The organism is Acinetobacter sp. YH01009 (assembly GCF_013420765.1).
Lineage (GTDB): Bacteria > Pseudomonadota > Gammaproteobacteria > Pseudomonadales > Moraxellaceae > Acinetobacter > Acinetobacter amyesii.
On sequence record NZ_VOYE01000005.1, the window covers coordinates 81,961 to 101,736 of the forward strand.

General features: G+C 32.9%; 17 protein-coding genes. 8 read left to right on the forward strand and 9 right to left on the reverse strand.

Annotated elements, in window-relative coordinates; genetic code table 11:
* Positions 1 to 68 precede the first annotated feature (68 nt).
* The 4 genes from FTT76_RS07105 to FTT76_RS07120 all read right to left on the reverse strand — a co-directional run bounded on the left by FTT76_RS07105 (position 69) and on the right by FTT76_RS07120 (position 2,754).
* Positions 69 to 821: a hypothetical protein gene (locus FTT76_RS07105; RefSeq protein WP_180190265.1), complete on the reverse strand. Its 753-nt coding sequence runs from the start codon at positions 819 to 821 to the stop codon at positions 69 to 71.
* A 120-nt stretch (positions 822 to 941) separates the two neighbouring features.
* Positions 942 to 1,679: a hypothetical protein gene (locus tag FTT76_RS07110; RefSeq protein WP_180190266.1), complete on the reverse strand. Its 738-nt coding sequence runs from the start codon at positions 1,677 to 1,679 to the stop codon at positions 942 to 944.
* A 33-nt stretch (positions 1,680 to 1,712) separates the two neighbouring features.
* Positions 1,713 to 2,252, reverse strand: a complete 540-nt coding sequence (locus FTT76_RS07115) for a hypothetical protein (RefSeq protein ID WP_180190267.1) — start codon at positions 2,250 to 2,252, stop codon at positions 1,713 to 1,715.
* 76 nt (positions 2,253 to 2,328) lie between these two features.
* Positions 2,329 to 2,754: a hypothetical protein gene (locus FTT76_RS07120; RefSeq protein ID WP_180190268.1), complete on the reverse strand. Its 426-nt coding sequence runs from the start codon at positions 2,752 to 2,754 to the stop codon at positions 2,329 to 2,331.
* Between the two features lie 60 nt (positions 2,755 to 2,814).
* Here FTT76_RS07120 and FTT76_RS07125 point away from each other — a divergent pair, with 60 nt between their 5' ends.
* The 5 genes from FTT76_RS07125 to FTT76_RS07145 all read left to right on the forward strand — a co-directional run bounded on the left by FTT76_RS07125 (position 2,815) and on the right by FTT76_RS07145 (position 7,106).
* Complete coding sequence (locus FTT76_RS07125) at positions 2,815 to 3,621, forward strand: hypothetical protein (RefSeq protein WP_180190269.1); 807 nt, start codon at positions 2,815 to 2,817, stop codon at positions 3,619 to 3,621.
* 1 nt (position 3,622) lies between these two features.
* Positions 3,623 to 4,483 carry a hypothetical protein gene (locus FTT76_RS07130; RefSeq protein WP_180190270.1) on the forward strand — a complete coding sequence of 287 codons (861 nt, stop codon included), beginning with the start codon at positions 3,623 to 3,625 and terminating at the stop codon, positions 4,481 to 4,483.
* 117 nt (positions 4,484 to 4,600) lie between these two features.
* A complete protein-coding gene (locus tag FTT76_RS07135; protein WP_180190271.1) occupies positions 4,601 to 5,104 on the forward strand; it encodes a thermonuclease family protein in 504 nt (167 codons plus the stop codon).
* 8 nt (positions 5,105 to 5,112) lie between these two features.
* Complete coding sequence (locus FTT76_RS07140; protein ID WP_180190272.1) at positions 5,113 to 5,403, forward strand: hypothetical protein; 291 nt, start codon at positions 5,113 to 5,115, stop codon at positions 5,401 to 5,403.
* Positions 5,400 to 7,106 (forward strand): hypothetical protein, encoded by a 1,707-nt coding sequence (locus FTT76_RS07145; protein ID WP_180190273.1) that lies wholly within the window; start codon positions 5,400 to 5,402, stop codon positions 7,104 to 7,106. Before FTT76_RS07140 ends, FTT76_RS07145 begins: the two co-directional genes overlap by 4 nt.
* 78 nt (positions 7,107 to 7,184) lie before the next feature.
* Here the strand turns inward: FTT76_RS07145 and FTT76_RS07150 are convergent, their stop codons facing one another.
* The 4 genes from FTT76_RS07150 to FTT76_RS07165 all read right to left on the reverse strand — a co-directional run bounded on the left by FTT76_RS07150 (position 7,185) and on the right by FTT76_RS07165 (position 14,255).
* On the reverse strand, positions 7,185 to 10,010 hold the full coding sequence (locus FTT76_RS07150) for a hypothetical protein (RefSeq protein WP_180190274.1): 2,826 nt from the start codon (positions 10,008 to 10,010) through the stop codon (positions 7,185 to 7,187).
* 369 nt (positions 10,011 to 10,379) lie between these two features.
* A complete protein-coding gene (locus tag FTT76_RS07155) occupies positions 10,380 to 12,062 on the reverse strand; it encodes a virulence-associated e family protein (protein WP_180190275.1) in 1,683 nt (560 codons plus the stop codon).
* A gap of 20 nt (positions 12,063 to 12,082) precedes the next feature.
* Positions 12,083 to 12,991 (reverse strand): hypothetical protein, encoded by a 909-nt coding sequence (locus FTT76_RS07160; protein ID WP_180190276.1) that lies wholly within the window; start codon positions 12,989 to 12,991, stop codon positions 12,083 to 12,085.
* 67 nt (positions 12,992 to 13,058) lie between these two features.
* Positions 13,059 to 14,255, reverse strand: a complete 1,197-nt coding sequence (locus FTT76_RS07165) for a hypothetical protein (protein WP_180190277.1) — start codon at positions 14,253 to 14,255, stop codon at positions 13,059 to 13,061.
* Positions 14,256 to 14,846: 591 nt separating this feature from the next.
* Here FTT76_RS07165 and FTT76_RS07170 point away from each other — a divergent pair.
* The gene (locus tag FTT76_RS07170; RefSeq protein ID WP_180190166.1) at positions 14,847 to 15,113 is read left to right on the forward strand and encodes a hypothetical protein; all 267 of its coding nucleotides are present in this window, start codon (positions 14,847 to 14,849) and stop codon (positions 15,111 to 15,113) included.
* A gap of 35 nt (positions 15,114 to 15,148) precedes the next feature.
* On the opposite strand, the gene FTT76_RS07175 is transcribed toward FTT76_RS07170, so the two are convergent.
* The gene (locus FTT76_RS07175; protein WP_180190278.1) at positions 15,149 to 15,679 is read right to left on the reverse strand and encodes a hypothetical protein; all 531 of its coding nucleotides are present in this window, start codon (positions 15,677 to 15,679) and stop codon (positions 15,149 to 15,151) included.
* Between the two features lie 359 nt (positions 15,680 to 16,038).
* Between FTT76_RS07175 and FTT76_RS07180 the strand changes: the two genes are divergently transcribed.
* Both FTT76_RS07180 and FTT76_RS07185 read left to right on the forward strand, forming a co-directional pair.
* Complete coding sequence (locus FTT76_RS07180; RefSeq protein ID WP_180190279.1) at positions 16,039 to 18,708, forward strand: type IA DNA topoisomerase; 2,670 nt, start codon at positions 16,039 to 16,041, stop codon at positions 18,706 to 18,708.
* A 17-nt stretch (positions 18,709 to 18,725) separates the two neighbouring features.
* Positions 18,726 to 19,691, forward strand: a complete 966-nt coding sequence (locus FTT76_RS07185; RefSeq protein ID WP_257235051.1) for a hypothetical protein — start codon at positions 18,726 to 18,728, stop codon at positions 19,689 to 19,691.
* The last annotated feature ends 85 nt before the right edge of the window (positions 19,692 to 19,776 follow it).

A 19,776-nucleotide genomic window follows, 5' to 3' on the forward strand; every position in this document is an offset into this window, starting at 1 on the left:
CAATATTTTCCAAAGACAAAGATATAAAAAAACCCTCAATTTTATGAGGGTTTATTATAACTATTACATTATTCGTCACTAACACCGGGATCTAATCCAAATGAACTAATTTCTTCACGGCGTTCTTGCTCAGCAGCTTGTTCAGTTGTAGATGCGGTACCTGGGGTGGCTGTTTGGCTTTGTTGTTGCTGTTCTAGTTGATTCAATAATTGTTGAGCAGCCTGTGGATCATTTGCAATTTGATTTGCAATCGCCACTGTTGGATCTACTGGTGCATTTTTACTTTTAACGTAACCAAATATAGCTAAGGCTAAATAAATGACAATAAATGCGCTAAAAAGTATCATTAAGAATTTGCCAGCGGTAGAATTCTTAAACCGCTGAAAACGCGACTCTTCATTGTAATACGCTGGTGTATTAAGGTTCTGACAAGCATCGCTGTATGCATCAAGCCAAGCATTGCGTACCAGTTGCTTAATTTCTGGTGCAGGGGGTAAATGACCCTTTTTAGCAGCATGAACTTTGATATTAGGTTCAGCTAAAGTGTATCGATTTTTATTACCATCAGGCAATGAATTAACCAATTCGACTTTGCCTAAACAAGAAAAAAATCGTCCACCTTCTTGATTTTCTAATTCTTCAAAACCAGAAATTTCCATCGTTAATTCTTGGATGTCAGAAGCTGCAATTTTAATATTTTTAGGTTGGCGATTTAAGTCTTCCGAATCTGTATCTACAGACACCGTTAAAGTATCGCTATTATTGTAGATTGAGACTAAAGGGAAGTGCGATACTATTTCTTTACGACTACCAAATAACACAGTTTATCACCGATTAAAATAAGGTTTAAAACCATTATATTTTAAAAAATGGTTTTAGTGATAGTTTATTTTTAAAAAACATAAAAAAAGCCACCTATTTAAGAAGGTGGCTTTAAAGCTTTAAGGTGAATATCTGTGTTTTTCAAAATATTGTTTCTTAATACCTTTAACGTCATGACCACTATCTATTAGTTTTTTTATTTCAATAAAGTCATTTGACATGACTTTATGTACCTTTAAGGACTTTTTCTCTTTAGCTTTTAATGCACTATTATATTGTACTGCAGCAACTAGATCATAATGCTTGTTGATATCAAAGCCATACAACTGAATGAATTTTTGAGCAATGTAATCAAATACGATCGTTAGACAAATTGCTTTATTGTTCGGGTTCTTAAGTATCTCATCATCAATATTTAAACCTTCAACTTTGCTTACGGTCTTGGCCCAAGTATTCATTGATTTGGTACCATCCTCGCCAATAACGTTGAGCAAATTATTCAAAAAAATGAATCTGTGATTGTAAAATTTTACTTTACTCAGCTGCAGTATTCTAAATGTATATACGTTTGCCCAATAAACAATGTAGTTCTTTATTTTAAGCCCAGCAATACTATCCTTAGTGCTTAACAACTCATTACTCAAACCATGATGATTAACTGCATCTTGAGTCACTAATTGTCGTGGCTTCCAGAGTGTTTCATTCACATCATATAAATACTGAACACGATTATCAGCGTTGTTTGAACTTTTCTTGATTCGAGTCAATATTGTTGACTTAATAATGTCAGGCACATCTATCGGATCTTTAACTTTAGAGGTAAGTTCCAATGTGAGAAAACTTAATGGTGCTGGCATAATATGGCCTTTCTTATATCCCTAACTATTAACTTAAAAATTTCTATTTTCTGCATTTAAATTTGCGAAATAGGGTACTAATTGTTTTTCTCTTTCATGTATATATGCTGTAGATGACATATCCAAAACAGCACCAGGAACATAAGTTAGATTTAAATTAATATTTTCGCCGTTTCCATCTATAAGGACACCAGAAAAATGGCTTTTGTCTGGATTCCCTTTGATGAATAATTGTTGTCCGATGTATTGTGACAAATTTTCTGCATAGAAATTATTCATTTTTGGACTGGAATTTAGAGTATTTAAGTAGAGAAGATCCATAATTTTTTCTTGGCCATTTACATCTACCACTTTTATGGTTTTTGGACCCATAACATCAATTACTGTTGCCACCCATAAATCATGTTGTTCAGCTTCCCAACCGGCATATCTACTAGAAAACCAATCAGGACTAAAAACTCGTGGCTTAAAGGTATATGAGTAAATGTATGATGCTAATAGGGATAATACAATTATAATCGGTGTAATCATAAATACTTTAATTTTATGTTTCTTAAAGATATCTTTAAACATAATTGTATATACCAAATAAATTTATAAATAGTTTATCTTAAAATAATAATTTTGTGTTATTAAACTTTAACTTAGTTTATTGTGAACTGTTGTTATAAGTATAGCCGTCATCTGAACTTCGATTTTCGTTCAATATTTCAGCTTCTATGCGTTTAGCTTGTTCAATACTTTTTAAAGCTTCAGCCTTTTTAGCCTCAATTTCTTGATTACGTTTTATGCTTTCTATAATTTCAGGCGGTAGGGGGTCAGGTTTCATTAGATCTTCTGAAACTGCCTCAGATGCAGCCATTGAAGCAGATGCCTCACGTTCAATAGGAGCATTTGGATTAACTAAATCGTAAAAAACAACTTCTGGTTCACTTGCAGATTTCTCAGTGTTTAAAAATTTATTTTCTTGACCTTTTAAAGGATCAGTATCTAATTCATTTGTATCATTACTACACCCAATAACAACTAGTGAACTTAAAATACATAGAGTAAAGCTAAAAAGGGTTTTAGACATGGTGAAAATCCTTTAATATGTCTGTTGTATTCTACATAATAAAAGATTGAAGGTAAAAGTATGTCTTCTGAAAATGATGTTTCTGATAATACGCGCAAAAAGTCAAACATTACCGAACAGGTTTTAGATGAAGCTGCTATTAAACAGGCTATTGAGGACAATAAACCAAAAAAACCAGGTGTTTTAAGAACAGTTTTTTTGGATTTTGGACGTAAAACGCATTGGAGTTCAATGAAGTCCGGTTTTGGTCCACATATGTCAAATATTAAGTCTATGCTTTCACCAATTTGCCCATCATGTGGTAAATCAATCTTAATGCATGACAATCGTATTCCACGTAATTTTAAGGGTAATGTAAATTGGGAGTGCGGTAACCCAATCTGTGACTTCGAGATTATTGCGCCAAACAACTTTAATAAATTAAAAAAACAAATTGCAGATACTCAATATCCAATTGCACAGAAACGTTTGTCACAACTTTCAGATGCTGAAAAAGAAACTTTGATTAAAAATCACTTCTTTACTGCAAAGCTTTATCTTTGTTTGGTTGTATTAGCTTCAATTTATGCAACATATATGATGTTCAAGGCAGAACACGCTTTGTTATTGATTCCAGGTCTCTTGCTCATCGCATTATTCTACTTATGGAGTATTACTGCAGCATATAGAGCATGGCAAGTTCGGACTGGTCTTTTATTCTTACCTAACTCACCGTTTTTAGCTTGGTTTCGATATGCACCTTCTAAATACAATTTAAATTGGTATGACGGTGTTAATCCACTTCCAATTGAAACTTTAGAACGTCTAGCTAAACAAAAAGAGCACCTTTTAAATGACTTAAGCCGTGATGAGCAAAAGGGGGAATAACATGTTGATTAGAACTTTAAATATTTTAACTTTATGTTCAGTTTCAGGTATTTGTTTTGCTGATCTACCCAAAGATCGACATAACCTTGCAAATTATGCAAATAGTTTAAATACACCTAACCCTGCTTCTAATTATCGTCCTTTTCAAGTTATGGCCAACCAACAGGTTCCAACGTCATCTGTAAGATCATCTGGTTTTTCTACAAAATATTTAGGTGTTCGATATTCAAACAAGGATAATCAGGATCAAACTAAAGAAAACCTTACTGTTGCTCAACCTCAACAATCACAGAAGCAAACCCAAATTGCGTATAACACGCATCAACCACAAACTCAGCAAAGTGTATCTAGACCAACTATTCAGCCAGCAACATATACGTATTCACAAAATCAGTATTCAGGAAACTATGATCAGATCGTACCTGGTCGGGTAGCAACAATAAATTGTGTTGCATATGCTGCAAGAGCTGAAGGTGTACCTTTATATGTATTGTTAGGCATACATAGTAAAGAGCGTGGTAATAATGGCCAGACCGCACGTAACAAGAATTCTTCTTTAGATATGGGTCAATTCCAAATAAATACTATCCATTTCAAAAAAGGTGGGATGTTTGAGAGTTATAACAAACAGCATGTGAATAACGATGGTTGTTTAAATGCTCGACTTGCAGCTAAAATTTTACATGACAGACTAACTACTAATACATCAAAAGACTTTTGGACTCGTGCTGCTGCCTACCATTCATGGACTCCGCACTATAATAGTATTTACAAAAATGGAAATGGCAAACAACCCGGTTTAATAACATATTCAAATCAATGGAAGAACTGGTTGCTAAAACAGGGAGTTAATCCAAATTAATTAAGCATTTATTTTTAATAAAAAAAGCATATATACAGCTTTAAGTTATAATCACCATATGAAGGTCTTTAATATTAAGGCTATTCTTTTTTAATTTTAACTACCTAAGGATTCAAGATGAACCTTATCACTACTTCTAAAAGTTTAATTTTTTCACTTCTTATTTCTGCTGTTTCGACTGCTGCACAAGCTGATTTCATCGGAAAGGTTGTTCGTATTTCTGATGGAGACACCATCACCGTTCTGAATAAGCAAAATGAACAAATTCGCGTTCGTTTTAATCAAATTGATGCTCCGGAAAGTAGCCAGGCCTTTGGGCAAAAATCACGACAAAATCTTGGATACCTCCATCAAACATTTGTGTACGTTCAAGAAAATAGTAAAGATCGCTACGGTCGTACTTTAGGCACTATCTATCAATTACAAAATGGTCAAGTACCTAAACTTAACATTAATAACAGTGTTAATTTAAAACAGGTAAAAGATGGCTATGCTTGGGCTTATCGTGAATATTTAAAAGATCAGGTATTTATCATTGCTGAAACAAATGCTCGTAACAAGAAAATAGGACTATGGGCTGATCCTAATCCAATTTATCCAAGCCAGTACCGCCGTAAGTGATATCTAGCATGGTTGATAATCCGAATACATCTAAAGAAATTAGAAATTTAGATGTTTTGAATTCTATTTTACAAAAGAGTAATTCCAGCATTCGATTTCTCAGAGCTGATATTCAAAATCTAATTGATAATCTTGAATCTGCAATTTTTCATAAAGAGATTGTCACTATAATTTCAAAATTAGGTGAAGAATTGTATAGAGACAAAATAATTAATGTCTCATATGCTTCAAATTATTTTGATATCGGTTTGGAATTTTTGGAAACGCACTTTAAACTTATTGGAAGTAACACTAAATGAAAAATAGATTTGTTAAAATTGAGCCTTTAAGTCTTGAAAATGAAGTTAATTTTAAAATACCAGACAATCTACTAAGTTTCGATAATATTCAATTAAATACAAATGTACTAAAAGAAAATATAGTAGAAATTAATTTATTTAAAAATTACAACTTAAATCCGCCATTACTAACAAAACCTGTTACGGTAAATTTAACAGGTATTGTTAGTAAATTTTTAGAAAGTGGAAATTTAAAGGAAAATCCCAAAAAAAAATATGAGATATTTGAATTAGTAACATTAGAACCTGGAAGTTATATCACGCTTACTGAAGAATTAATGGTAGTTACAAATTTACCATTTTTAGTATTTCGTTTAAAATACGGTATTAGCGATCGTTTTTATTTATTTTATACACTTTCAAATGAAGTATACCAATCTTTTAAGAAACAAAGTAAAGAAATACTTTTAAAAGGTTATTTCAATATTAATAAAAACATGCATAAAAAATGTATTCTCTACACAAAACCTTTTCTGGAAATAACAGATAATGAAAATTATGATTATCGTGCATTTTTAAATGATGAAAGTAGTTTAGGATATATAAATTCTGTCACTTTACTTAATAGCTATCAATGTAGATTAAGTGAAGTAACTGGTATCAAAGAACTTGCTTATATTCAGCCTAACCTTTTGCACTTCCAACCATATCAAGAAAGAAATTTAAAAAGAGTTTTAGAAAATATAGAGTTTAGTTCTAATATTTTTAATTTTAGTGAATTTGGTGGCAGAGTAGACTATAAAGCACATACCCACTTAGGTATAAAACCATTACTTTTAGCGAATACAGGTTTAAAACACATAAACTCTTTAAAAGAAGTCTATTGGTTAAATAGTTCATATTACCCTAGTAGTGGTGAATCACTCACACCTGATGAAGATTACAGTAAGGTAACATATTTTACCAAGGAGGGTTACTGGGTTCCAAGTCTTGAAGATTTAATGAAAATTGGTTTTGCAGATTATTTAACTTTTAAAACATATAGACCAGATGTAATAATCCCTCAAACGATTTCGGACTTTCCGCTAACTTTATTTAGCATGTTGTATTTAATAGATTTTATTGGGAGAGGAGGGAAGTCATTAAACATTAAGCATACAACCGCTTATTCACTATTGTTATATATTTTACATCATAAAAAATATAAAAAAGATAATCAGGAAGAACCAACTTTTGATGAAATATTTAACCCATCAAAATTAGATGAAATATTTATTCCCAATTACATTTCCCCAGAAGAAATAACTCTAAACCTTCATAGAGAGCAAACATTATATAATCGAACTGATGATAAAGTTTTACTATTCAAAATTCCAATTGATTATCATTTTTATAAAATACAACCAATTAGTTTTGTTGCGTATTTGGAATTTGAATATGAGCTATTAGAAGAAAAATACAAAACTAATGATAGAACAATGTATACAATTATATTTAATCGAGCATTAGATTGTTATATTTACAAGTATCGTAAAAATAACAACTACATTGGCATAGATAAAATAAACGATATGATTGATTCACTATGTATTATTAATAGCGTAGATAAAGATAAATTATTGTCAATATATTCGATACCTAATAAAATGTATATTCAAGAACTTAATGAGTTAATATATTCAGTAAATTTAGTAAAAAATACTAAAAACAATATAGTTGAATAATATATAATATTTTACTGTTAAAATGGAGACCTTAATTCTTTTATGAATTAAGGTCTTTTTTTGTGTTTCAAACGTTAACTAAAGTTCTAAAGATTGCCCAGGTGAGCTTGGTTTCAGTACTTTGTTAGGATCTATACCGTAAAGTTTAAAACCTTCTCCCTTTACCAGGTCGTTGATTCGATCATCAAATCTTTGGAAGAATTCATTAATACGCTGAAATACTGGTGGCTCTTGCAATTGTTTGGCCATGTTATTTAGGGTGTTTTTTAATCCAGATACTAATGTAAATTTCTGTTCACGATCCAAAGCCAAACTATTTGATGTATTCAATAATGTAGTCAAATTTTCTTTAATTTTTTCTAAATTTTGATTGTGCGAAAGATTACCAACAATAAGGTTGACTACATTATTTTGGATCTTTAACGTATCTAGATTGATTTGATCAAATGCAATTGTTTTAGTTGTTAAATTTTCTCTAAATTGTTTTAAATTATCCCATTCTGGATGTCTTTCCTCCAAGTCCTTCAGTACAGTCATGATTGATTCACGGTACTCACTGTCAGATGCACTAATCACAAACAATTCAGGGTAGGAATGTTTATTTGAAAGTTCCGCTTGAGTCTGAGTTAATTTTTCATCCACTACAGCATTATCTGAAAAATCGGATGTATTTAACTCTGCAGCTTTAATAAGTTGTTTGGCTTTAAACATTTCTGCTGAGTGAAGCCAGAATGCCGTAAATACTGCAGATTTAGCATAACTTTGATGATCTACACCTTGTCGTAAATTTTGTTCTGGAATAGTGGAAGGATCTACTGAATCTAACTTTACTGTGGGTTTGTTTAGATCATTAGATACGTCAATTTTAAGTTCAGATTTTTGCATACTATCCATTTCAGATTTAGGACTATTTTCGCCAGATACGGCGCTCATTTTTGTAAATTCAATTTTACCTTCTTGAATTTTTTGATGGCCATCTGTTGTTGCAACAACTTTCAAGACATCATTTTGCACTTTAGATACATCAATTTCATTCAATATATCTAAATACGTTTTTACGCCTTCTTCATTATTCGTTGATTCAACTATAGAGCTCTTGGATTCAGATGGTTTTTCATCAAAAAGATTATCAAAGGATGGGGCTTTGTATGTTGGTTTTACTACTGTCTTTCTAGGTTTGTTCGGGTCTTGAAATTTGGTATTTGCAATATTCTGTTTTCTACGTTCAACTTCAGCATTGTAGTTGGCAAGTGACTCCTTATTCTTTGCACGAATATTTTGCATTTCAATAAAATCAGAATCTGCTTTAGCAATTACAACTCCATAGTTAACTTGATAGTCTTTATTTGGATGTGCATCAGCGAAGGACTGACGTTGCCTATTATAACGACCTATAATATGGGCAACTTCAGAATCATTAGCTTGCATACGGACAACAGCATTATTTAATTCTTTAGCTAGTTCTACCGCTAATCTTTCAATGCCTAGATATTGTCTTGCATCATCCCAATCGGAAGCACTTAAATTGTTTTTAAAAACAGGGGGGAGTATTGCTCTGGTTCTGTTATGTTTTTGAGAATTACCCAAGATCCCACTTAATGAAAAGTTATGACATGCTTCTTGTATGCCTGGGTTAGAGCCGGCTTCTAACGTTTGGCCAGCATCATTGTCATATCCAGCAAATATGTTTGCATCTGGATTAATCTCTCTAATCAAATTTGCTACGCTTGAGATGTTGGCCTTACTATATGAAGCCAAAACTTGCGTATTATCTGCAGTAAAGTCAGATCCAAGTATTCCTAAATTTAAGGCAGCATCAAAGGCTTTTCTTGCGCTGACTGCAGTTGCCCATCCTTCATTAATTAAGTAGTTTTTTGCCTGAGGATTAAATTTTTCATATCCTACGTCTGGATTCGTACTAATTGGTAAGAATGCGTCTTTAGATTTTACTTTGTCGAAGAAATACTTACCTTTATGCAATACTGTTTCAAATTGATTGGTTTCTTTATTTCTCTTCTTTTGTCTATGGTGAGTAATCTTTTGTAGATTAACAACTTTATTATCTGTATTGATAAGGGGAGCCAAAATAATTGCACGGCTTTTTCTTAAATCAAACCCTGATTTTTTTGAACCTTCAACCTCAGGTTCAAGGTTAATAAAGTGCTTTTGATAAAGAAGAACGTTCTCTACTGTTTCATTTAAAAGTTCTTTATTATTTATTGCTTCTGGTAATTCTGACTTTACTGCTTCAATTGCTTCCGCTTCTGTAAAGTTATCTTTACGCATAATTTTAGTGCCATATGGTTCAAGATTCTTCTCAACCATATAAGGCATTTGCTTAATATCACGTTTAAAGCTTTGGATCTGATTTGTTTGAGTATTTAAAAATGAGTCATCAATAACTTTGCCGGCTCTTTTCCATTCAAGCCGGATCGCAATTTCTGCTGCAAGTAGCTCTTTCTCTAGTTGAATTTGATGTTTCTTTTTTTGTTCCTCAAACTCTTTAACCTTTTTTTCAATGTCTTCTTTACTAGGAGGTTTGTAGTTAGGGTTAGAGTCACGCTGCGGTTTGATCTCATTTTTATAATGATCCGCAAAAGCAATGGTAATTTCCTGATCAACCAAACCAAAACGGTAACCTTTTAGAACAGGCCAATATTCGCCAGTCTCTTTATTCATATTTGGATAGATACAATACATGCCACGAGGCTTAATATCGTTTGGTTTTTTGGGATTGTCTGATTCAGTTAGACATGCAATTTTTTCATCAAATTCGGTAATAAACTGATATTTACCTGAGCTTTTAAAAACAAAACCGTGATGGCGTTCTAATTCCTTTTGAAAGAAACTAAAGATTTCATTCAGATCACAATTATGTTGGGCATTCGGTTTCTTGTCTGCCATAACGGGTCCATATTTCTAATTTGTATTTAGGTGCAATTTGCTACCCAGATCGCAAATGACTTTTGAAAGCCAATTACTTTATTTAATTCTCTTTAGTATATACCGAATAACAAAACAATTCTGTGTAATATTTAATACAGTGATTTCTCAATGGGCTAAAGATAATAAATTCCAGTAGATTAGGAATAAAGGAGGGAAATTTATAAAATTATTTTTTAATTAATTGCAGAAAGTATAAAGACCCATGCTGTAACATGAGTCTTTATAGGTTTGTCTTTTACTTGGAAGTGCAAGACAAATTCATTCTAAAAGACATTGGTTATTTTATCAATGTTTAGGGTGCTTTCAGCCTCTTTTTTTAACTATAGCCTATTCAAAGGAATCGAAAATATTTTTTACAAAATTATAAGACCAACCAGCATCATAAAAACCCGACACAATATTTTGAACAGAGTTCTTAATTTTTTCTAATTCAAGTCCTGTTTTTTGATATGCGCGAATATAGCTAAATACGGCGTCATTTAATTCGGTCGTTGATTCATTACGTGCACATAAGGAGACTAATCTTGTAAAAGTTAGCGTTAACTCTTGATCTTGGTTTGATGGGGTAACTGATCTACGCTGCTTTGCTAACTGGCCAAGAATTTGAAGGTATCTATCTTTAACTACCTCAATTGGATGGATCTGACTAAACCCTTCTTGAGTAAGTTGAGAGTAGGCTTTTAAAACGAGTGTAGACCAATGCTGTTTAGTCATACTTTCGGGATAGATGCGTAAGTTTTCCAATAACTGATCCGTATTGAAGAATAGCGCGTTAATTGAATAGTTGGGGTTGATTGGGCTTTGGATGGCCGTTATTGGAACTGCAGACTTCATTTTATGCCGAATAACGTTTCTTGTGTGTTCAACTCCGTATAAACACTTAAAGTCACACCAATCGCTTGAATCTATTTCATCATTGGTAAAGTCAGGGCCAATCAAACTCGCATTAACACATTTACTCGCTTCAATAGCGTAATAGACACCAGGATTCCTACCAATCTTACTTTCTGAAGCTGTCTTTAGGTCATTGTCATTAAAAATATAAAATCTGGAGAAAGGGTATTGAGCCCTAAAATCTCTAACTACATTTAAGATATTGCCAGCGGTATAAACAACAATAACTGGTATAGAATAATTAATAGCTTCTGCGATCGCTTCACCAGTTGCATACCCTTCACAGAAAATAAATCTACTTAGATCCCAAAGTGCCAGATCACCATTAAACAGAATCTTAAATGCACCATTAGGCAATACACCACGAAGGGAAAATTTATCTTCACCTTTCTTATTCTTATGTTCTGCAATAGTTTGAAGAAAAACGACTTGGTTATCTAATTTAACACCCTCAACTAAAAGCTTATTTAGTCTTAAATTTTGTTGAGTGATATCAGGTTGCAAATCTAGGATTCGATTGACTAGAAGTGAATTATTTTTATATTCAGGATGGTGCTTTTCAATGTAATCAAGCAATTCAGGTTTACTAAAGTTAACTGGATTGTACAATCTAGCATGTGGATATTGAATTTGTTTCTTTACAATATAGTTATGTGGTCTTTGAGGTAGATCTAAACTTCTAGACCATTCCAGGCCCATATAAATAATTGCTGTAACTTCTTTCTCAATTCGAGATTTTTCAGCGCGTTTACATGAATTTAAGTAACGCTTTAAATCTTCTTCTTGCTGCTCTTTAGAATAAACAATATCTCCAGGTTGGAGGTTCATTTCTTGGATATATTCAAACAGACTATAAGTAAACGATGCACCACCAGCATGGAACCAACCGTAGGACATTCGAGCATTGTCTATATCAACGATATACCAAGCAGTTTTCTTTTTGTTTTTGGTTGCGTCATTGTGGTGGTTAGTGCGGAGATAAATTCTTTTTGACGATTTTTCTAGGCTAAAGTCGCTTTCACGATCAAAAACGATGCCTTCATTTTCAAGATGAGATTTAAATACGTTAAAGAGTGTGTTGAAGTCTATGCCGTATTTAACCATCAGTTGATTCATGGCTTATACAACTCCATAAATTAAAGAGATTTTAGAACAAATGGGGTAGTGATTAGGCAATCAGCTGGATTGGATGAATCCTTGATAATACAGTGAGCATAATGCCAAGCTTTTAAAATACGATTTAAGATCGCACCATCAATATCATCATCTAAAAATTCATATAAATTAAAGGTAAGTTTATTGAGAAGTATGGTCTTATATGCTTTAACCAGTTGATTTAGGTTATTCATAGACATTTCAATGAATTCTGTATAGTCTTCATTAAAACCAAAAATGCTGTTTACTAAGCCGTAATAAAAATACTGCTCTGCATCAATTTTAATGCTGTGCATCTGTTCTAAGAATGATTCAAGATATATAGGGCACATACCTTTACTGATAAATTTACATATTTTTATATTTCTATTGTCTTTGTAATAGATGTATTTTGATGATAATTCTGGGTTAATTACCGTAAAATATTCGCCATCAGCTCTATATTTTAAATTTTTATTATTTGTGAACTGAAGTAAAAGTTCTTTAAAAATATAATTGTCTAAACTTTTTTCGGTTTTATATTCAAGTTTTCCTAAAAAGTTAGAGCTATATTGAAGATCAGCTACATTTGCATAACTATATAAAAAATCAGAAATTTCTTTTGTGATGTGTTCACTTTCAATATCTGGTATTTCAGTAGATATATGTTGAAAGCTTTCTTTTTTATATAAATGACCTAAAAGCTCATTGTGATTGTAATTATCGGGCTTGAATTTTAGACCAATCGAAAAGTCATCTTGTTCAAAGTTACCTTTGATTAATTTACTTAAATAACTTTCAGCCTCCTGAAAAGAAATATTTTCAAGATTACTCAAGAAGCTTTTTAAGAAGGGGCCATCTAATCGAACAGCTACATGTGATATAAAAGATGGATCAAACTCGAAAGACATAATACTTAATTGCTTGAATGGTTTTAAAAAGTATATCTTAGGTTTAAGGAAAATAGAATAAAAACCTTTAAGGATTGTTACCGTAAAAATAAAAATTAAGACTTTGTAATAGTTTTGTTTCAATCTCTTGACTATATAAACTACCTGTTAATAGTTTTAAACCCGTGTCTGTTTTCTTCCAATGGATCTCATCAAACGACTTATTCGCGATATGACTAATTTTGTGCATTCGAGAAATAAAGCCACTATTAACACCAGTATCAAATAATCTAGGACAACTTGGTGCATGTACGTGATACATAGTTTCACGTTTTTGGTTAGAAGGTGACTTACCTACACCACGGCGAATTGGCATACCCTTATGCTTTCTATAACTTCTTAGAAACGAATCAATAGTATCGTTATAGGTCGGCTGCGACAAATAACCGCGATGGTTGTAAATATCAGTTTTCGGATGAATTGAAAAATTAAATAAACTAAGCATTTGGCCAATTAGAATTATTAGTTCAGCATCCATGGCAATATTGGCGTTAATCATACTCTCTTTAATTGACAGGATTGTGTTCGTTTCATATTTTAAAACGACATAATCATTCCAATTCTTTGAGCTATATAAAGCTTCATCTTCATTAATTTTTGGATCATTGTTGTCATAACTAAAAACAATAATGAGTACTTTAGTATTGACGCCGTTAAAGACAACTTCATTCTGATGAACAAAGAATCCGTACAATGAATTACCAGCATAACTGAGGCCTGGCGTATGAATGAAGTTGGTCCACTGGTAGAAGTAATTTAATAAGAAACCATCTACAAACGCGCCATTACTATCATTCAACAAGGCCTTGTAAACATCAGCTTCTAGTTTCAGTACAGGTTGGCTGTATCTCCATGCACTAATAGTTGCTGTAATAAATGCAAAATCATAAAAATTAAATTTAGGATTATATTTTGTATAAAACTGAGTATATGGATAAAGTAGGTTTTCCCAAATACGCATTGGTATAAAGATATTTGGTGTCCATTGTGGAACTTCAGCGAAAAAACCCGTTCCATAAGTATGGTTTACATTGTCCCAAAACAAACGTTCCAATTGCTTATAATCTGGAATATCTTCAGATCTCACCAGAGTAGCTGTACATAGAGCCAGTCTTTTTTCTAAAGCTAATAATTGGCTAACAGGTGGATATAAGCGACCTGCTTTCTGGGTGAAAGCTTCCGCATTCAACTTTGATATGACATCAAATAAGGTTGAATCTTTCACAGGCCTAAACATCCATATATTGGTAAAGGAAAAACATAAGGGTAAGTTATTTTAAACGTTGGTAATTATAATAACAATTATAAAAACTTTTACTTTTGATAAAATATATCATTGAATTAAAGTGAGAAATATTTTTTGCAGTTCTTTAGCGATTGATCGCATTATTTTTAATCAAACAAAAAATAAATCTTAACTTCATAATACTGGAACATAATGCAAATATAAAATTAAATGCCACTTTAAACATCTTATAACGTAAATAGACTGAATTCTATACAGAAAATTTGGCATTTCTTGTTTTTAGGGCTTTAATTGTTAAAGGGATTCAGCTATATTATTACCCATAGGATATAAGTCCTTATTTGATAAACTATTAGATCGAGATTGTTCTAATAGTTTTTTTTTGTGAAAAAATTCATTTGTATAAAAAATATACATTTATAAAATATATAAAATTCAGTATTTTATTCACTTATCCCCAAACATGTGAACATTTTTTGTTCATAAATATTCATTATTTTTTGAAAAAATATTCACGATAAAAATTTAAGTTATAATTCACATTGTAATTTTAATGTTATGGACTTAGTTATGAGCCATGTAGAGCAAAAAGAATCTATTAAAATTACTGTTCATGAAGCTGGTATTTTGCCTAAGAATGTACCTATAGTTGATCAATATTTGAATAACTACAGGTCATATAAAGCAAATTATGTGAAGCAGATTACATCTAGTAAATTCTTAGATGTTGAAATGAATGGTAATTTAGCCCAAATTGGAAATGTAAATTCATGCCAGATTTCAAGTATAAATGATATGTATAACGTCAATACACCAGGGCAGATAAAGCTTCATTAATAAAAAAAGCAGTCGTAAGACTGCTTTTTTTATACTTATTGTTTTTGTGTTAACTCATCCAATGTAGGTGGTTTTTTAACTTCCTGTTGTTCATCTTGGGCATCTTGAGCATCCTTCATATTTGTAGGTGTTACTAAGTTATCAATGACAACTTCAGAGCTGGCACTCGTGACTTGAGGATTTGCAATGTTTTCTACAAGCTCCTGAGGAAGACTTTTATCACTTATGTATTTATCGAGAAGATCTTGTGCTTTATATGCCTTGTTGCATTCTTCATTAGATTCATACATTTCTTTTTGAACTTCCGAATCTAAGTACTTTTCTTTACCTTCACTTATATCTGGACTGTAATAACCGGCTTTCTCGGCAGCCTCTAAATAAATTGCATAGCAAATATTGAGTACATCTTTTCGTTCATAATCGTGTTTATAATACCAATCAATGGTTCTTTCTTTTTTATCAGTATTCGTTTGTTCGATGTATTGTTCTAAGCGCTGTTCTTCTGGGGTAGATGAACACCCAGCGAACACAAAACAAATGCTTAAAACTATAAGTGATTTTTTCATGGTTTTAGCTTAAAACTAAGGTTGCCTTTTATAGTACATCAATTTTTTTTAAATTAGTATTTCTTAGACATCACATTTTATAGCCCTTAATCACTTTCTAGGCATAAAAAATTATGATGATCATCTAAATTAAAGTCCTTCAATTGTTAGCTAAACAACTAAATTATAAATAAAAAAAGCAAACCTATATCCTCGCGAAGGTGTATCTAATAATTATTTGACTAAATCACTATATTTGAGATCTTAAATATCAATCCTTAAACCTATTTAAAGAATAAAAATTTGTATATACTTAAAACATTACTAGATTAACTTCAGTAATTATTACTAAAGAAAGTTATATAAAGAGTGATGTTTTAATGACTAATTTATTTATCGTAGAATCTCCCGGGAAGGTCGAAAAGATTCAGCATATTTTAGATGACCTATATCCGAATGAGTTTCGAGTAGCAGCATCTGTTGGCCATGTTTGTGATTTACCCAATAATGAAATTGGTTTTAGTTATCCGTCATTTGCGCCTAAATATGAGATTTCAAAGGATAAAACCAGAGTCGTTGCAGATCTCAAAAGACTAGCCAAACAAGCTGATATGGTTTTTCTAGCTACGGATTTAGACCGGGAAGGTGAAGCAATCGCGTTCCATCTAAAACGTATTCTGGCCTTGACTGAAGACGAATATATTCGTGTTAAATACAATGCAATCGATAAACCCACCATTGAAAGTGCATTACAGAATGGTGAAGAGCTTGATATGGGTATGGTTGCCTCTCAAGAAACACGGCGTTTTTTAGATCGCATGATTGGCTTCTACCTATATGAGCCTATATCAAGTGTATTACTTGGGAAATACCCTGTAGGTCGTGTGCAATCTGCTGTTTTATGCATTTTGTGTGACTTAGAAGATCTATTAAAAAACTTCACTTCGCATGAGCACTTTAACTTAGAAGTTACTTTACAAACCGGGTGGGCAGCTAAGTGGGACTTTACTAAGTGGCTATCTTCTGAGAGTAAGGAAGAGTTTGGCAATCAGTGGCTTGAAAAAGTATCAATTACTGAATTACAAAAGGCGATTGAACATAAAGACTTATCAATCACAACTGTAGAAACCAAGCCATCAAGTCGAAAAGCACCAGCGCCATTCATTACTGTTGATCTACAAGCTGCAGCTGCTGCACGTTTAGGTTTGGATTTAAAACAAACAATGAAGGCAGCACAGAAACTGTATGAAGGTGGTTTTATTACTTATCACCGGACTGATGCTGCTGTTATCTCACCTGAGGGGATGCAGCTTTTAGAGGCCTTTGCTCAAACTGAAGGCATCACCATTACACCTAACAAGGCTAAATCGCGTGAAGGTGCTCAAGAAGCCCATGAATGTATTAGACCATCAGATTTCTTTACAATTGAGGCTGGTGAAACGCAACATGAAAAAGATCTATATAGATTGATTTGGCTGAGAACAGTTGCCTCACAAATGCCACCAGCTGAATATGAAGTGAAAACTGTAGTTGCGACCTATAAAGATGTTGGGTTGACTGTAGACGGCGTATTAACCAAACAAGATGTCGATTTTAAAGCTTCAAGTCGCGTATTAAAGGAAGATGGTTGGTTAGGTCTATTAAAGACATACAGTATTGATGAAAATGCGCTTGAGTACTTAGAAGGTGAGGAAGACTCAGAAAAAGAGCCTGAACACACGTTACCAGTAGATATCGCCGTTGGCCAATTACACAATATTATTTCTTCAAAACTTTTAGCCACTAAAACCAAACCGCGTTCTCGATATACAGTTCCATCATTGGTTAAGCTTTTGGAAAAACGTGGTATTGGTCGCCCTAGTACATACCAATCTATCTTTGAGCGCCTGATGGATCACGGATACATAAAGGTGGTGAAAAAGAAAATTGAGGTTACGCCTCATGGTCTCCATTTAATTAAAAACATTAAAGGCAAATTCAATTTTGTAGATCCACTCTATACCAAAAATGTTGAGGAAATTTTAGACCAAATTTCTGAGGGTGATATTAACTACAAGCAAGAATTACAGAAATTCCACTTAGAGCTAGAAGACCAAAAAAGTGTGTTTACTGATAAATGGCTTGAAACCATGCCAGTACATACTTGTATTAATTGTGGTACGGGTCGAATGCTCCCCAAAGTTGGAACAAATCGTGATAAGACAGTTTCTGTTTATTGGTCATGTAATTCATGCAAAAGTTCAGCACCTAATAGAGTCACTGACGGTAAAGATGAACCAGGCAAACCAACTGTACGTGAACATACTGGCCATTTATGTATATGTGGTAAAAATTTAGTACAAGTTACTACTGATAAATCGATTTTCTTTGAATGTTCGCAAAGTGCATTTGTTGATGCTACATGTCGTGAAACTTATAAGGCAATGACCAATGCAGATGGTCAACACGAACCAGATTATGAAGATTATCGCCGTAATCACACCTATCAATGTAAAGTTGAGAATTGCGGTGGTTGGTTACGTGAAATGAAGGGTACATCAGAAAAGACTGGCAAACCTTATCACTTTTTTTCTTGCGAAAAATCAAATCCAAGATATAAATCTAAAAAATGCAAGTCATCTATTTTAGAAGTGCTTCCAGACGGATCTCCAAACTACGAGCCACGTTTCCAGGTATTTAAAACGGAACACCTTTGTATTTGTAAAAAACCACTACAATTTACTAAATACCGTGTAAGTCCTGGTGAATATCGCGAATCGTACAGCTGTGATAATGCGAAATGTAAGCGTTATTTCGAAGTGCTGCCTGATGGATCACCAGACACTCAGCTATTAAACTCTCGAACAGGTAATGAAGCTAAGTGTTTTGATTGTGGACAAACCATGGTTCAATCCGCATTCAATTATCAAGGTGCACGTAAGTATAAATGGGATTGTTTTAGTTGTGGTGCCAAAGGCTATGACAACAATGGAGAGCCACAAAAACCTTCAGGTAAAAAATCTAAAGCAAAATCTTCAACCTCAAATACAAAGTCAAAATCCAAAAATTGAGTAAGGTGAATTAATCAATGAGTAACAACGATGATTTAGATAAAATTAGTCAGGACGCTGCTTCAGAGGTAAAAGCTACTGACACTCCTGATAAAGGTACAGAGAAAGTAAAAGCCTCTAAACCTAAATCTAAAGATGCCAATAACGAGGAATCTTTTTTTAAAAAGAATAAAAAGTTAATTGGTATTGGCGGTATCGTTTTCTTTGTATTGCTTTTCTTTGTCATACTTTTTGGTAATCAAAATGTTGAGGTCGAAAGACCTCAACAAACTGAAGTTGAATTAGAAGCGCGTTTGCAAAATGAAGTAACTCGCCGTGTTAAAGAAGAAAGTGCAAAACTCGCTGAACAGCGAAATCAGATTATTGATCGGATTAGTCGTAATTTCGACTGTAATGCACCGCAAGTATTTTGTCATACTCAAGATACAACTGAACCATATACAACTGTTGTATCAAGTTTACAAAATTTTCAATTTAAACCAGATACGCCGTATGAAGTATATATTGAGGTTTATCCGTTAAAAGTAGATTCTCAAAACCCACAAGCTAACCAGCGTAAGGGCAGTATTTGTAGCCCTAACAACGTACACTTGTTCTTATGCCAGAAAATTGTAATGAAGAACCCGGCATTAATGGCTAACCAGATCCGTGAACTTTATGCTTTATTAACGCCTTCAATGTCATATCGCTTACAAATTAGCGGTCGTCCAATTAGTGCTTCTGATATTGATTTAGCTCTAATTTCTACTGAGATGGATAAAATGAATGCAACCGCAGCTAGTGAACCAGCTGTTGAATGTGTTCCACCTGATCCAAATAAAGATCCAGTGGCTTATAACCTATATGAAACTGGTGGAATGACTTGCCAAGAGATCATGAAAGATTTAGAAGAGCAGAAAAAACGTGCTCAACCATCAACCCCTCAGACACAACAACCACAAAACAGTCAACAGCCTCCAGTAGGGCAAGCACCAACACAATAATATCTATTAAGGCTCATTTATTATAAAATGGGCCTTATCATTTGGCTTAAAAAAAACCAGTACTAATACTGGTTTTTTTATATCT